The organism is Nocardia sp. PLKS1-43 (assembly GCF_059510335.1).
In genome coordinates this window covers 1,090,005-1,102,612 of the sequence record NZ_JCAJZQ010000001.1, presented here as the reverse complement: position 1 = coordinate 1,102,612, position 12,608 = coordinate 1,090,005, and the positions used below count along the sequence as shown (strand labels likewise).

The 12,608-nt window shown below is 68.1% G+C and carries 15 protein-coding genes; 5 read left to right on the top strand and 10 right to left on the bottom strand.

Translation table 11 applies throughout. From position 1 onward, the window contains the following. Positions 1-20 precede the first annotated feature (20 nt). Complete coding sequence (locus tag AC5WS7_RS05270; protein WP_495953171.1) at positions 21-830, top strand: LysR family transcriptional regulator; 810 nt, start codon at positions 21-23, stop codon at positions 828-830. Between the two features lie 45 nt (positions 831-875). After that, entirely contained in the window at positions 876-1,085 is a 210-nt protein-coding gene (locus AC5WS7_RS05265; protein WP_495953170.1) for a hypothetical protein, read from the top strand. Between the two features lie 27 nt (positions 1,086-1,112). Here AC5WS7_RS05265 and AC5WS7_RS05260 read toward each other — a convergent pair whose 3' ends face one another. Then, the gene (locus AC5WS7_RS05260; RefSeq protein ID WP_495953169.1) at positions 1,113-2,006 is read right to left on the bottom strand and encodes a TIGR03621 family F420-dependent LLM class oxidoreductase; all 894 of its coding nucleotides are present in this window, start codon (positions 2,004-2,006) and stop codon (positions 1,113-1,115) included. A gap of 198 nt (positions 2,007-2,204) precedes the next feature. On the opposite strand from AC5WS7_RS05260, the gene AC5WS7_RS05255 reads away from it, so the two are divergent. Then, positions 2,205-3,623, top strand: coding sequence for a serine/threonine-protein kinase (locus AC5WS7_RS05255; protein ID WP_495953168.1), 1,419 nt, complete (start codon positions 2,205-2,207; stop codon positions 3,621-3,623). 22 nt (positions 3,624-3,645) lie between these two features. Here the strand turns inward: AC5WS7_RS05255 and AC5WS7_RS05250 are convergent, their stop codons facing one another. Further along, complete coding sequence (locus tag AC5WS7_RS05250) at positions 3,646-4,209, bottom strand: hemerythrin domain-containing protein (RefSeq protein ID WP_495953167.1); 564 nt, start codon at positions 4,207-4,209, stop codon at positions 3,646-3,648. A gap of 151 nt (positions 4,210-4,360) precedes the next feature. On the opposite strand from AC5WS7_RS05250, the gene AC5WS7_RS05245 reads away from it, so the two are divergent. Beyond that, on the top strand, positions 4,361-4,843 hold the full coding sequence (locus AC5WS7_RS05245) for a TetR/AcrR family transcriptional regulator C-terminal domain-containing protein (protein WP_495953166.1): 483 nt from the start codon (positions 4,361-4,363) through the stop codon (positions 4,841-4,843). 157 nt (positions 4,844-5,000) lie between these two features. On the opposite strand, the gene AC5WS7_RS05240 is transcribed toward AC5WS7_RS05245, so the two are convergent. After that, on the bottom strand, positions 5,001-5,627 hold the full coding sequence (locus tag AC5WS7_RS05240) for a TetR/AcrR family transcriptional regulator (protein ID WP_495953165.1): 627 nt from the start codon (positions 5,625-5,627) through the stop codon (positions 5,001-5,003). A gap of 31 nt (positions 5,628-5,658) precedes the next feature. Between AC5WS7_RS05240 and AC5WS7_RS05235 the strand changes: the two genes are divergently transcribed. Beyond that, a complete protein-coding gene (locus tag AC5WS7_RS05235) occupies positions 5,659-5,874 on the top strand; it encodes a hypothetical protein (RefSeq protein ID WP_495953164.1) in 216 nt (71 codons plus the stop codon). 121 nt (positions 5,875-5,995) lie between these two features. Here AC5WS7_RS05235 and AC5WS7_RS05230 read toward each other — a convergent pair whose 3' ends face one another. From AC5WS7_RS05230 to AC5WS7_RS05200, 7 genes are read right to left on the bottom strand one after another with little or no spacing between them, the layout of a single operon-like run. Further along, the gene (locus AC5WS7_RS05230; RefSeq protein ID WP_495953163.1) at positions 5,996-6,937 is read right to left on the bottom strand and encodes an ABC transporter substrate-binding protein; all 942 of its coding nucleotides are present in this window, start codon (positions 6,935-6,937) and stop codon (positions 5,996-5,998) included. A 30-nt stretch (positions 6,938-6,967) separates the two neighbouring features. Beyond that, positions 6,968-7,675 (bottom strand): class II aldolase/adducin family protein, encoded by a 708-nt coding sequence (locus AC5WS7_RS05225; RefSeq protein WP_495953162.1) that lies wholly within the window; start codon positions 7,673-7,675, stop codon positions 6,968-6,970. An 8-nt stretch (positions 7,676-7,683) separates the two neighbouring features. Further along, positions 7,684-8,853: an LLM class flavin-dependent oxidoreductase gene (locus AC5WS7_RS05220; protein ID WP_495953161.1), complete on the bottom strand. Its 1,170-nt coding sequence runs from the start codon at positions 8,851-8,853 to the stop codon at positions 7,684-7,686. After that, a complete protein-coding gene (locus tag AC5WS7_RS05215; RefSeq protein ID WP_495953160.1) occupies positions 8,850-9,980 on the bottom strand; it encodes an LLM class flavin-dependent oxidoreductase in 1,131 nt (376 codons plus the stop codon). The genes AC5WS7_RS05220 and AC5WS7_RS05215 overlap by 4 nt, the downstream gene beginning before the upstream one ends. Further along, on the bottom strand, positions 9,977-11,002 hold the full coding sequence (locus AC5WS7_RS05210; protein ID WP_495953159.1) for an ABC transporter substrate-binding protein: 1,026 nt from the start codon (positions 11,000-11,002) through the stop codon (positions 9,977-9,979). The genes AC5WS7_RS05215 and AC5WS7_RS05210 overlap by 4 nt, the downstream gene beginning before the upstream one ends. A 16-nt stretch (positions 11,003-11,018) precedes the next feature. Continuing rightward, a complete protein-coding gene (locus tag AC5WS7_RS05205; RefSeq protein ID WP_495953158.1) occupies positions 11,019-11,771 on the bottom strand; it encodes an ABC transporter ATP-binding protein in 753 nt (250 codons plus the stop codon). Continuing rightward, the gene (locus AC5WS7_RS05200; protein WP_495953157.1) at positions 11,768-12,607 is read right to left on the bottom strand and encodes an ABC transporter permease; all 840 of its coding nucleotides are present in this window, start codon (positions 12,605-12,607) and stop codon (positions 11,768-11,770) included. Before AC5WS7_RS05200 ends, AC5WS7_RS05205 begins: the two co-directional genes overlap by 4 nt. Between the last annotated feature and the right edge of the window lies 1 nt (position 12,608).

Sequence of the window (12,608 nt, the reverse complement as noted above, 5' to 3'; positions counted from 1 at the left end):
AAAATTGATACCCTGAAGGCATGGATTTCGACCTGCGCAAGCTCCGCTACTTCGTCGCGGTGGCCGAGCAGCGGCACTTCGGCCGGGCGGCCGAGCGGTTGTACATCGCGCAACCGGTGCTCAGCCGCCAGATCAGGGCCTTCGAGGAGGAACTCTCCTGCACCCTGCTCGAGCGGACCACTCGCAGCGTGGCACTGACCCCGGCCGGCGAGCAGCTCTACCGCGAGGCGCCGGGACTGCTCGCGGCGGTCGATGCCGCGGTGCGCCGGGTGCACGACGTCGACCACGGCGTGCAGCGGCTCGTGGTGGCCTTCTCCCCCGGACTCCATGTGTCCGAGGCGATTCGGGCTTTCACCGCGTGTCATCCGGATGTCGAGACGGATCTCATCCCGGTGCGCTGGTGGGAGCCGGACACTCCGCTGCGGGACGGCCGCGCGCAGGTCGGATATCTGCGCCGCCCGTTCGACGATTCGGGCATGCGCACCATATCCATCGGCCACGAATCCCGCGTCGCCTGTATGCCCGCGACGCATCCGCTGGCCTCCCGCGGCGAACTCACTCGCGCGGAACTCGACGGCGAGCGCCTGCTCGACGCCACGACGCGGCGCACCGCCTCACTCGAGGAGAAGTTCGAACTCATCGCCGCCGGACACGGCATCGCCATCGTCCCGGCGAGCGTCGCGCGGGCCTACTCGCGCGCCGATCTGGTGAGCCTGCCACTCACCGATGTCCCGGCCATCGAGACCTGTCTGGCGGCACCTGCGGACCGCCGCGAGAAACCGGTCCGCGAATTCCTCGACATCGCCACCGCGACACTGCGACAGAGCTGATCACGCGGCGACCCGTCCCACAGCGACGCGTATTACCGTGGCCCCGTGCGGATCAACGATTACGGACCGGGTGATGTCGTCTACTTCTCCAGAGGGCCGTTCATCGGCATCTGCGGAGTCGTACACGAAGTGGACACCCACAGCGCGACACTCCGGCTCGAATTCGGCGAGGGTCTCGCGCACCGAGAGGGTGGGGTGCTGCGGGAGCGGCGGCACCGAATGACCGCCGAATTCGACGAAGTCGAACTCGTCTGACCGCTCCCCAGCCAATTCCGATGCGACTCAGCGCAATTCGGCGATCACCGCACCCAGGGCGGGCATGCGGGACTCGGCAACCGAATAGTGCGTGATGCCGAACTCGTCCCGATACCGCCGCAAGGTGTCGGCGATGTCGCGGGCCGTGCCGTGCAGGACGCCGGGCAGATAGCGATACTGCTCCTCGGTCAGGGCCGGATTGAACATGCGCACCATCGTCAGATCGGAATCGTGCCCGTCCACCTCGACCCCCTGCACGGTCAGGCCCAGTTCGAGATCGGCGAAACGGTCTCCGGCGGCCTCGCGAACGAACTCCACGCGCCGGGCGAGTGCGGCGACTCCGGCGGCGTCGGAGGCGATATCCGGCTCGACGCGCACTCCGGCCATCGCGACCGTATCGGCGTACTCGGCGGCGACCCGGATCAACCGATCACCGGCGCCGGCCACCAGCACGGGAATCGGGTACGGCAGCGGCGGCTGATGATCGTTCGCGAACAGCTTGCGGATCTCGGTCAGGGTGCCGGCCAGATTCTCGATCCGCTGCCGACCGCCCGGGAAGGGCAGTCCGGCGACCTCGAATTCCGGCTTGGCGAAATCGGGTCCCGCGCCGATGCCGAAATCGAATCGCCCCTCGGTGAGCAGGCCCATACTCGCCACGTCGCGGGCCAGCAGCGCGGGACGATAGAAGCCGGCGTTGAGCACCATCGTGCCGACCCGCACCCGGTCGGTCGCCTCGGCCATGGTGATCAGCGCCGGGAACGGGGACACCATGCCCAGATGGTCGGCCACCTGGACCACGTCGAACCCCAGATCCTCGGCCTGACGCGCCCGGTCCTGCCACTCCCGGCGCGTGCTGGTCGCCGTTATTCCCACCGCGAACCGAAAAGGCCGCGCGGTCAAGTCGTTTCGATTGTCTTCCACGTAGGCCCACGGTAGTCGCGAGCGGGATGGACGGCATCCGATTACTTCCGCGATCGCACTGCTCGCCGCCGGACAACGCACTGCGAAGACACATGCGAGCGAATTCGGCTGTGCCAGCGCCGACGCGGCGATGTCCGCTATCGAGTAAGGTGGAGCGGTCCCGAATGTTACTGGGGCACAGAATTGCTGGGGGCCTTCATGTCGGCGCTGAAACGACCGGGCTGGGTACTCGGCGGCCGCTACCGGTTGATCGAGAAGCTCGGCAGTGGAGGATTCGGGACCGTCTGGAAAGCGCGCGACGAGCGGTTGCAAGTCGATGTCGCAGTGAAGGAAGTACTGCTCCCGCAGGCCGAATCGAGCACGGAGCACGCCGAGCGAGTCGCGCGCGCCGAACGTGAGGCTCGCAATGCCGCACGGCTGAGCGACCATCCGAATATCGTCGGTGCCCTGGATGTCGTTACCGATGGCGCGACGCCATGGATCGTGATGCGCCTGGTGTCCGGCCGCTCCCTGAAACAGCGACTCGACAGCGACGGTCCGGTGACCGTCGCGGAAGCCACCACCATGGCCGCAGCGTTGCTGCAGGCCCTGCGTGCCGCCCACAGTGCGGGTGTGGTCCACCGCGATGTCAAACCGGGCAATATCCTGCTCGCCACCGATGGTCAGGTTCTGCTCACGGATTTCGGCACCGCCCGCCACCATTCCGATCACACGCTGACCGCCAAGGAGACGATTGTCGGTTCGTTCGAGTACATGGCACCCGAACGCATCGACGGTGACGGCACACCGGCGGGTGACCTGTACTCCCTCGGCGTCACGCTCTACCACGCGGTGGAAGGAGTCTCGCCGTTCCGCCGCGACACCATTCACGGAACGATGCAGGCGGTGATGTTCGGTGCGGTTCCGCCGCCTGCGCGCGCCGGACAACTCCGCCGGCTCATCACCGGGCTGATGGACAAACAGCCGGAGCGACGCCCATCCATCCCGCACGCGCTGACACTGCTCGCACGCCGGACACGTCAGGACCTAGAGCCGAAACCGGAAGCCTCCCAAAGGCATTCACAATCACAGGGAGCCCGCCGTGGGCGCGGGGAGACTGGCCGGGTACTGGCCCGTGCCCGTGATCATCACAAGCGCGGCGAAATACGCGAAGCCGAACGGCTACTCCGCCAGGCCGCAGAGATGAAGGACACGCTCGCCATGTCGTTCCTGGCGCGACTCCTCGAAAAGCGTGGCGCCCGAGCTGAAGCCGAACGCTGGTACCGGCAAGCCGCCGAGAGCGGCGAGACACTCTCGATGCTCACCCTGGGCCATATGTGCATGAACGCGGGCGACCTCGCTCAGGCCGCGTACTGGTATCGCCGCTATATCGATCACGGTCACACCCTCGGAAAGGTCCACCTGGCAACGGTTCACGAGGCCCGAGGCGAGAAGGACCAAGCCAGGATCCTCTACCGTGAGGTGGAACAAGGCGGCGACGTGGTCGCTCTGAAAGCCCTGGGCGACCAATGGAAATCTGCAGGCCGCCCGGACGCCGCCAGACGCGTCTACCGCAAATCCGCCCAAGCCGGCTACGCCCCCGCGAAGGCGGCCCTCGAGGGGCTACCCCAACCCTGAACGGCGCTCAGCCGGGCGGAATTCACTTCAAGCTGCCCACACTGAGCGATCCGTTCGCCCCGGTACCAGGCGCCGCCACCGCCGCGCGCACGTAGCCGGCCGGGTCCTTGTCGACGGGCACGACCCCCGCGTAGTTGCGCGCCTCGTAAGCGGCGAAGGCCACGGCAAGCCGATGGCGGCACTGCAGCCCGGCCAGGCGACGGAAGTCGGTGAGCCCCTCCCGTTCCTCCTCGGCCATGTGATCACTGTTGGCCAGATTCGCCGCCGCGACGGCCGCAAACCACTCGTCGCTGCCGACCCGGTGCCGACCGACCTCGGCGACCGCGTCCCTGATCTCGTTGTGGTCGTGGATCGCGTCGAGCGTCTCGTCCTGCGCCCCGCCCGCCCGCCGAGCCGCGATCCCCACCTGCAGCAGCGCGGGATAGAAAATCTCCTCCTCGGCCTGCGCATGCAACTCGAGAAACGCCGCCAACCTGTCCCAGACCGCCCCCAACGCACCGGTGTCCCCCCGATCGATCTGCTCCACAATCGCGAACAGCCGCCGCTGCTCGTGATGGTCATCGAGGATCAACTGGGTGATATCCACATTTCCTCCCTGACACCGCATCGCTCGTAACCGGGGCACCCTGCGCGAGCGCCTTCTTCACCCACACCCGCAGCGTCTCAATGCACGTCCACCAGCGGGCCTATCGCCCTCGCTGCAGCATACGGGGCTCGAACCACTCCAGCCGCCGTCAATGACATTCGACAACACCCGTGGAGCGCCTGTCAGTCGGGCTCGCCGGAAGCCGTTTTCGACGGAGCTGGTGCGGCCCCAGCAGCAGCGAACAAGGCCTCCACTTCGCTGCCCCAATCCGGGTACATCTCGACCATGCGCCGAGTGCTACTGCGACGAGGGTTCCCAGGCTCTGCGGCGACTGCTGTACGCGCAGATGCCGACCATGCCGGACCTACTCGACATCGTCAACGACAAGGCCACCGACCGGGTCAACGACGCACTGGCCGCGCGACTGGCCAAACTCGCGCTGGACGGCGAGTTGAATCTCGTCAGCGCCCCCGCCACCGCCGCCGAGCACTTCGGAGCCCTGCTCACCGCGCCGCTGGAAGCCCGCACCCGCATGGGCACCCGACGAATACCCGAATCCGAGTTGCGCGAAGTCGTCCAGAACGCGGTCGCAACCTTCGGCCGAGCCTTCGGCCGGCATGGCGTAGCGGACTGACAGAATCCACCGTCGCGCAATCGGCATTCCCGAGCAGTCTCGGACGATCTTCCCGCGTCGGGCGCGAGTCTGTGCCGCACCGCTGTGTGCCCCCACTGAACAGCCACGTTTTGGTTGTCTCCAGGCGCGGGCCATACATGCTCGCATGTCTGCGAGGTCAGCCGTCATCCCGATTCGCGATCGTCGAATCGAGCTGTGAACGCATACCGCCGAGGCATATGCTGATCAGACGGTTTGCTTGATCGGGGCTGGTCTGCTCACGAATCCATGCCGCTGCGCTGATGAGCGTGAAGACGTCGGCGGCAGTGACGTCGGCGTCGATTGCCGCCGACCGCGCTGCTCGGTCGACCAGTTGCTCACCGATCCGGTTCATGCGCACACACGACTCGTGCAACTCGCTGCCGTCGTCGTCGAGGCTCTCGGTCAAGGCTGCGGCAAGACCACGATATGTGGCGGCATGCTCGACCACCGCGCGGACCCACATATCCACGGTGACGGCCGTGACCGTCTCGTCCAGCAGTCGGTCGCCATGTGCGAACAACGTCTCGTTGCGATCGGCCAGCAGCGCCGCGATCAGTGCTCGGCGAGTCGGAAAATGCCCGTACAAAGTACCGACACCCACACCGGCACGCCGCGCCACGTATTCCAGCGGCGCGTCGGAACCGTTCGCGGCGAACACGGCGTCGGCCGCGGTCAGCAGCAGTTCCCGATTGCGGCGCGCGTCCGCACGCGGCCGGCGCCGGGCAGGTCGAGCAGACCCGCAGGCACGCCTTCCTGGCCGCACTGCTGGGCGTTCGTGCGTTCTCGGACGGACCGTGTCCTACATCGACTTGCCGCCAGCCGATTTCGCCGACAAGCTCATCGCGCAGGGCCGGCCCGCCACGTTCGCCACCGATGTGGCCGCCCTCTACGCCGACGTCGCAGCCGGCTCGCTCGCCGAGGTCACCTCCGCGGTCGAGGACCTCACTGGACAGCGGGCCACAACCTTCGCCGAATTCCTTGCCCGCGAACGAGATCTTCTCCAGCAGTGACCATCTTTCGGTAAGGCTGTCAGTCGGCAACCCGAGTTGGAACCCAATCGGTGGGGGACGTCAACGGTCGACGCCGCGGGACCTGTGTGCGTCGCGGCTCTGCGACGCCGAAATGACGGGATCAGTTCGCGGTAGCCGTCTTGACGACGAAATCTCCGATCGAGGGTTCCACCGCGTCGCGGACTCGAATCGTTCTGGGTAGCAGGCTGTTCGCCGCGAGGAGGTCGGCGGCGTGCTGCTGTTCGTCGAGGAATTCCTCGGTCACCGGGCCGATCCCGAATGGGCGGCCGCGCAGTGCGGCCTCCCAGGCGTCGAGGTCGGCGGTGCCGCCCCGGGCGACTACATCGTCGACGAAGTACTGGGCCGCGGCGCGCGGATTCTCCACGATCCAGGCGTCGGATTCGTGCAGCGCGGTGATGATGGCTTCCAGCGCGGGTCGGTTGTTCTCGGCGAACTCGCGCCGGGTGAACCACAGGGAGGGGTGGCTGAACACGGACTCGGTGTCGATGAGGGTGTGCAATGTCGCGGCGGATTCGACCGCGGTCAGGCCCGGGTAGGCGCCGACCCAGGCATCGAGGGAGCCGTCGAGCAGCAGCGCGCCGCCGTCGTGGACGTCGGTGTCGACCGGTTCGATATCGGCCCAGCCCAGTCCTGCCTTCTCCAGCGCGAACAGCAGCAGGGTGGTCTGCCAGGATCCGTGCGCGATCCCGACCCGCTTGCCCTTCAGGTCGGCCACCGACTCGATTCCGTTGCCCGCTTCGGTGACCAGGCGCCCGTTCTCGATGCGAGGTCCGGAGATGCCGACGTACACGATGTCGCGGTCGTTGCCGAGTGCGGTGATCGGCGGGGTGAAGCCGGTGCCGATGAAGTCGTAGCCGCCTTCGGTGAACAGGTAGTCCGAATGCACCGACGGCAGCGCGGATTTCACGTCGGCGCGGCCGGGCTGGGGCAGGGCGCGCAGATCCACCCATTCCACATCGGGTAGTGCGCGTTCCAGGATGCCGCGGTGGCGCAGGACGAACAGGGAGTTGTTGTGCGGGAAGTAGCCGACACGAACGGTCACGGGTGCTCCTCGAAAGTTGTTGCGGGAAGGTCAGATCAGACCGCGGCGGCGGGCCTCGTCGGCCAGGCCGGTCCGGCCCCACTGCACGGCCAGATTGGATTTGTCGAATTCGACCGAGCCGCCGAGGGTTTCGGCGATCGCCTGGTACTGCGCGCCCTCCTCCAGCAGCACCACCAGTTTCGCCAGATCCAGGAGTCCGGCGCGGCCGATGACGTTCGCGCCGCCGTTGGCCTCGAAGATGGCGATCAGGTCGGGATCCTTGGTGAGCCGGTCCAGGACGAACGCACCCGCGCCGATGCTGCGATCGATGTGCGGCGGGATCTCCCGTGAGAGGGTCAGGCGCTGCACCGCCGCGTAGCGGATGGGGAAGGTGCGGTGGGTCTGGGCCCAGCCGCCCAGCCAGGGACTGTGCACGTGCACCACGGAGGTGATCTCGGGATGGGCACGGAACACCGGGGCGTAGCCGGTGACGAAACCGGCGGAGCCGTTGCCGGACAGCACTTCTCCGTCGAACGTCGCCACTACGGGCCGCACGCCGCGGTCCTCGGCCCAGGGCCCGGGTTCGTTCAGTGCGACGGCGATCTCCGCCCCGGGCACGCGCTCGACGAAGTTGACGGTTCCGTTGCCGGTCACGGTGCCGGTGTCGCGGAACACCCGGAACGCCTTCTCGGCGTCGCGGGTCGCGGCGGCGACGAAGTCGGCCACGGTGTCACTGAGCCGAATCTCGGTGCTGGTCATGATTTCTCCTAGTGGGCGTGGGTGAGCGCGGGCGCACCGGAAGTGGTGGTCAGGCGGGAGCGGCCGAGCAGTGGCAGCACTTCCTCCCCCACGCGGTAGGCCTCTTCCAGGTGTGGGTTACCGGCGAGGATGAACGCGTCGACGCCGAGGTCGATCAGCTCGTCCAGGCGGTGCGCGACCTGTTCGTAACTGCCGACCAGGCCGAAGGCGGGGCCGCCGCGAATCAGGCTGAACCCGCACCACACGTTGGGCTGTACCTCCAGATCCCGGTAGCCGGTGATGGTTTCGGGCACCCAGCCCTTGATGCGACCCGCGCCCACCGAATCGCCTTGCGCGGCACGGTTGGCCGCCTCCCGGTCGACGAAGGCCCAGCCCTTGCGGATCTCGTCCCAGGCCGCCTCCTCGGTGTGCCGGGCCAGGATGTCGATGCGGACCGCGAATTTCGGTGTGCGACCGATCTTCTGGGCGTGGGCGCGGACGCCGTCGAATTTGGCGCGTAGGTCGCCGAACGGCTCGAGCCAGGACAGGTAGTAGTCCGCATGCCGGCCCGCGGCCTGGACCGCCGCGCCCGAGGATCCGGAGAAGTACACCTCCGGGAAGGGCTGACCGGCCAGGCCCGGCGGCAGCGCGGCGCCCTCGGTGCGGAAGAAGCGGCCGTCGTGCGAGTAGGGGGCGCCATCCCAGACTCCGCGCAGCACGTCGAGGAATTCAGTGGTGCGGGCATAGCGGTCATCGTGGGAAACCTTGTCGCCCCACCATAATTGGGCAGGCCCGCCACCACCGCTGATGATGTTGTAGACGAGCCGGCCGCCGGTGGCACGCTGCAAGCTCGCCGACATGCGCGCGGCCTGGACCGGGTGCAGGAAGCCCGGCTGGAAGGCGACCATGAACCGGTAGGTGGTGGTCTCGCGGGCCAGTGCGGCGGCGAAGGCCCAGGGATCCTCGGTGACCGGGAACGAGGGCAGCAACCCGCCCAGGAATCCGGCGGACTCGCTCGCTCTGGCGACGGCGGCGACATGGTCGATGTAGCTGTAGCCGTCCAGCTCTCCGCCACGGATGGCGGGAGCGATATTACCCGGCCCGTACCCGGCGGCGTTGCCGCGGTTGTAGCGGCGCGGGGTGCGCAGCGAGGCGTGGTCGCCTTCCATGCCGATGCGCCAGTAGATATCGATGGTCATACCGCGGCCTCCTTCAGCGTTCGTGTGGCCGGATCGGCGAGGAACAGCAGGTGCTCGCCGGCGCGGTGCACTTCTTCGATGTGCGGGTGGCCGGTGAGTACGACGGTGTCGAAACCGGTTGCGGCGTATGCCCGAAGCTGCCGGGCCACCTGCTCGTAGCTACCGACCAGGCCGATGGTCTGCGGATGGCCGAGCGCGTCGAAGCCGGCCCAGCGCCCGTCCCCCGAGTCCAGCGAGCGCGCACCGGGACCTTCCGGACGCACCTCCCGCCATTGCCTTTCCGCGCGCGCCCAGGCCTCGCCCTCGGTTTCGCGGGCAATGATCGGCAGTTCGAGCCCGGCGCGCACGGTGCGGCCGGTCTCGGTGGTGCGGGCTCGCAGCGCCGCCAGTCCTTCGGCCGGACCGTCCGGCGTTTCGGTGAACAGGTGAACATCGGCGTGCCGGGCCGAAAGATCCAGTGCGGCAGCCGAAGTGCCGGACAGCTGGACTTCGGGGAACGGCAGGCCGGACAGTACGCCACGGAAACCACCGTCGATCACGTCGAAGTACTCCCCCGCGAATTCGACTCCGGTGCCGCGAAATCCGGCGCCCGGCACGGGTTCGGAATTCCAGACCCCACGTGCGACGGTGAGGAATTCGGCGGCGCGGGTGTAGCGATCGTCTCCACTCACGTGGTCGCCACGGCTGCGCCCGTCCTCGGTGCCGGTATCCACTGCCAGCCGCCATCCCAGCCGCCCGCCCGACAATCGCTGCAGGGTCGCCGACATCTTGGCCGCGTACACGGGAGTGCCGAAGGCGGGCTGGAATTCGACGACGACCCGGCTGTGGCGGGTCGCGCGCAACGCTCCCCCCGCCACGATCCAGGATTCCTCACCGAGCGGATCGTAGGGGGCGAGAACGCCGTCGAGTCCGGCCAGTTCGGCGGCGTCGATCACTTGATGCAGGTCGTCGAAGGGCCCGAAGCGCCCGGACCGCACGTCGGTGGGCTCGCGATCGGCCGGTCGCGGAGCGCTGATGCCCGTCGAAGGGGTGGGTGCCGGATCGGAGAAGCCGCCCCGGTGGCGCAGTTCGGGGCGGGCGCGCCGACCGTCGCCGCGAGTGGGCAGCCGCCACAGGAATTCGGTCATGCCGCTACCTTCCCGGCGGCGACGAGCTCGCGGGCCCGCGCCAGTGGCTCGGAGGCAACCCAGGATTCGAGATCGAAGTCGGCGGTCAGGAACCCGTGTGTGTACAGGAACTGCTTCTGCACGCCCAGGAGTTCCACCCGATCCTCGTCCAGTGTCGGATGCAGGCCGCGGTGGAAGTCCGTTCCGTAGGCCGCCTCGACACCTTCGGGGCCGGAAAGGGTTTCGCGTTGCAGCACGCTGCGCACACCGTCGAGGTTGTCGGCGGCCCAGTCCGCGGCGCGCAAACTCTGGGCGAGGAATCCGATCACCACTTCCGGAGCGGTATCGAGCAGATGCTGGTGGACCGTGATCGGGCGCGGGGTGCCGTTGTTCACGCGCAGCCGTCTCGTCTCGGTGGCATCGAGGTCCACGGCCACCCGCAAGCCGTGCTGTGCGGCGACTTCCTGGGCGCGTGCGCCCTTGACGTAGATGGCGTCCACCTCACCGCGAACGAGTTCCTCCGCTCCCCAGGTCACTCGACGATCACGCTGTTGAATCTCGGTGCGCACCTGCGGATCTCGTTCGACACCCAACTCGACGACGGTGACATCGGCGAGGCCGAGCCCAGCCAGGCGCAGGGCGCTGGTGAAGCCGTGCAACGCCATCGCTCGCGGGAAGCTGCGCGCCTGGTCCTGCGCCCAGGCCGGAATACCGATCCGCAGCCCGGCCAGCTCGGCGGGTGTGCGCACCGAGGAATCCGGGCCCACCAGAATTGCCTGGGCCTCGTCGATCCAGGTCAGACCGATCAGCCGGGTCGGCGAACCCTGCGCCCTGGCGGCGATGGCGGGCACATTGCCGCCCTCGCGGATCAGTCCGGACAGCCCGTGATCGAAGTGCGATCCGGCCAGTTCCGGCCCGGCATCCTGCAGGACGGCGAACCGCAGGCCATTGCGCTGGGCGGTATCCCCCAGCCAGCCGAGGCTGTGCGCCAGACCGCTGGCGGTGGGGACCGGGCAGCGCGTGTACCAGAGTGTGTCGGTCATCGAATACTCCTGAAGCTCAAGGGGTCCAGTGGTTGTCGGCGACGTGTCCGACGCCGAGTTCGGTGAGCAGCGCGGCCCGATAGCGCAGCGCGGCGGGATCCGTGCGGTCCCGGGGGTGGGTGAGATCGATGTCGATGTCGACGGCGAAGTGGCCGCGGTCCAGGACCAGGACGCGGTCGGCGAGCCGTACCGCCTCGTCCACGTCGTGCGTGACCATGAGCACGGCGGGGCGATGCCGGGCCACGAGGTCGCCGACCAGATCCTGCATCTGCAACCGGGTCAGCGCGTCCAGGGCGGCGAACGGCTCGTCCAGCAACAGCAGTTCGGGTTCCCGGACCAGGGCGCGGGCCAGCGCCGCGCGCTGGGCCTCACCGCCGGACAGGGTGGCCGGCCACTGCCGCGCCTTCCCGTCGAGCCCCACCTCGGCCAGGGCGCGCAGGCCCGCATCGCGCGTCGACTTCGCGCGGCGCTGCCCGACAACCACATTGGCCAGTACCCGCTTGGACGGGATGAGCCGGGGCTCCTGGTAGACGGTGGTGCGGACCGCGGGCACCAGCACCTGTCCCGCGTCCGGTACCTCCAGTCCGGTGAGCAGACGCAGCAGGGTCGTCTTGCCGGTGCCGCTGGGACCGAGCAGCACCACGAATTCGCCGCGGCGGATGGTCAGATCCACACCGTCCAGAACAACCTTGTCGCCGAATGCTTTTCGCAACCCCTCGATGCGCACTGCCGCCGGTGCGGCCGTGCGCGATTCGTCCACGACGGTCATCGGATCGCCACCTGTCGCTGCCACGGCATCGCGAAACGTTCGATCAGCCGGACCACGCCGTCGAAGATCAGGCCCAGCAGCGCGTAGAGCACGACACACAGGACCATGTAGTCGGTCCGGTTGTATTCCTGGGCGAGGGTGACCAGGTATCCGACGCCCTTGCTGGTACCGACCTGTTCGGCGGCGATCAGACCGGTGATGCTGATGGACAGGCACACTCGCAGCGCCATCAGCACGCCCGGCAGCGCCGCGGGCAGGATCACCTCGAGTACGAGCCGCGGACCGGTCAGGCCGAATCCGCGTGCCGCCTCCACCACCTTGCGGTCCACATTGCGCACCCCGAGGTAGGTGTAGGCGTACATCGGCGCGATGGTGGCGACCGCGATGAGCAGCACCTTGTACAGCTCGTCGATACCGAACCACGCGATGAACAGCGGCACCAGCGCCAGGAACGGGACCGCGCGCACGATCTGCATCGTGGAGTCGACCAATTCCTCACCGAGACTGGACAATCCGGCCGCAAGCCCGAGTAGCAGACCCGCGGTCACTCCCAGCAGGACGCCGAAGGCCGCGCGGGTGAACGAGGCGAGCGCGAAGTCCGCGAGCTGGCCACTGCGCGCCAGTTCGGTGAACGCCGACCAGACCTTCGGCGGCCCGGCCAGCACCTGCGGCGACAGTGCGCCGCTCGCCGAACCGATCCACCAGCCGGCCACGACCAGCGCCGGCAGCAGGATGCGCAGCGGCACCGAAAGCCATGCGGGCCTGCGCTTCTCGACTCTGCTGCGCGGTGGTGCGAGCGGGCCCGCCGATTCGGCGGGAGCGGCGACGACGGTCATC

What these genes read in the sequence shown, in the direction of transcription:
- AC5WS7_RS05200 (WP_495953157.1), bottom strand. Translation starts at nt 12,607, where the DNA reads ATGACCGTCGTCGCCGCTCCCGCCGAATCGGCGGGCCCGCTCGCACCA.
- AC5WS7_RS05245 (WP_495953166.1), top strand. Translation starts at nt 4,361, where the DNA reads ATGACATTCGACAACACCCGTGGAGCGCCTGTCAGTCGGGCTCGCCGG.
- AC5WS7_RS05225 (WP_495953162.1), bottom strand. Translation starts at nt 7,675, where the DNA reads ATGACCAGCACCGAGATTCGGCTCAGTGACACCGTGGCCGACTTCGTC.
- AC5WS7_RS05210 (WP_495953159.1), bottom strand. Translation starts at nt 11,002, where the DNA reads ATGACCGACACACTCTGGTACACGCGCTGCCCGGTCCCCACCGCCAGC.
- AC5WS7_RS05220 (WP_495953161.1), bottom strand. Translation starts at nt 8,853, where the DNA reads ATGACCATCGATATCTACTGGCGCATCGGCATGGAAGGCGACCACGCC.
- AC5WS7_RS05255 (WP_495953168.1), top strand. Translation starts at nt 2,205, where the DNA reads ATGTCGGCGCTGAAACGACCGGGCTGGGTACTCGGCGGCCGCTACCGG.
- AC5WS7_RS05215 (WP_495953160.1), bottom strand. Translation starts at nt 9,980, where the DNA reads ATGACCGAATTCCTGTGGCGGCTGCCCACTCGCGGCGACGGTCGGCGC.
- AC5WS7_RS05270 (WP_495953171.1), top strand. Translation starts at nt 21, where the DNA reads ATGGATTTCGACCTGCGCAAGCTCCGCTACTTCGTCGCGGTGGCCGAG.
- AC5WS7_RS05205 (WP_495953158.1), bottom strand. Translation starts at nt 11,771, where the DNA reads ATGACCGTCGTGGACGAATCGCGCACGGCCGCACCGGCGGCAGTGCGC.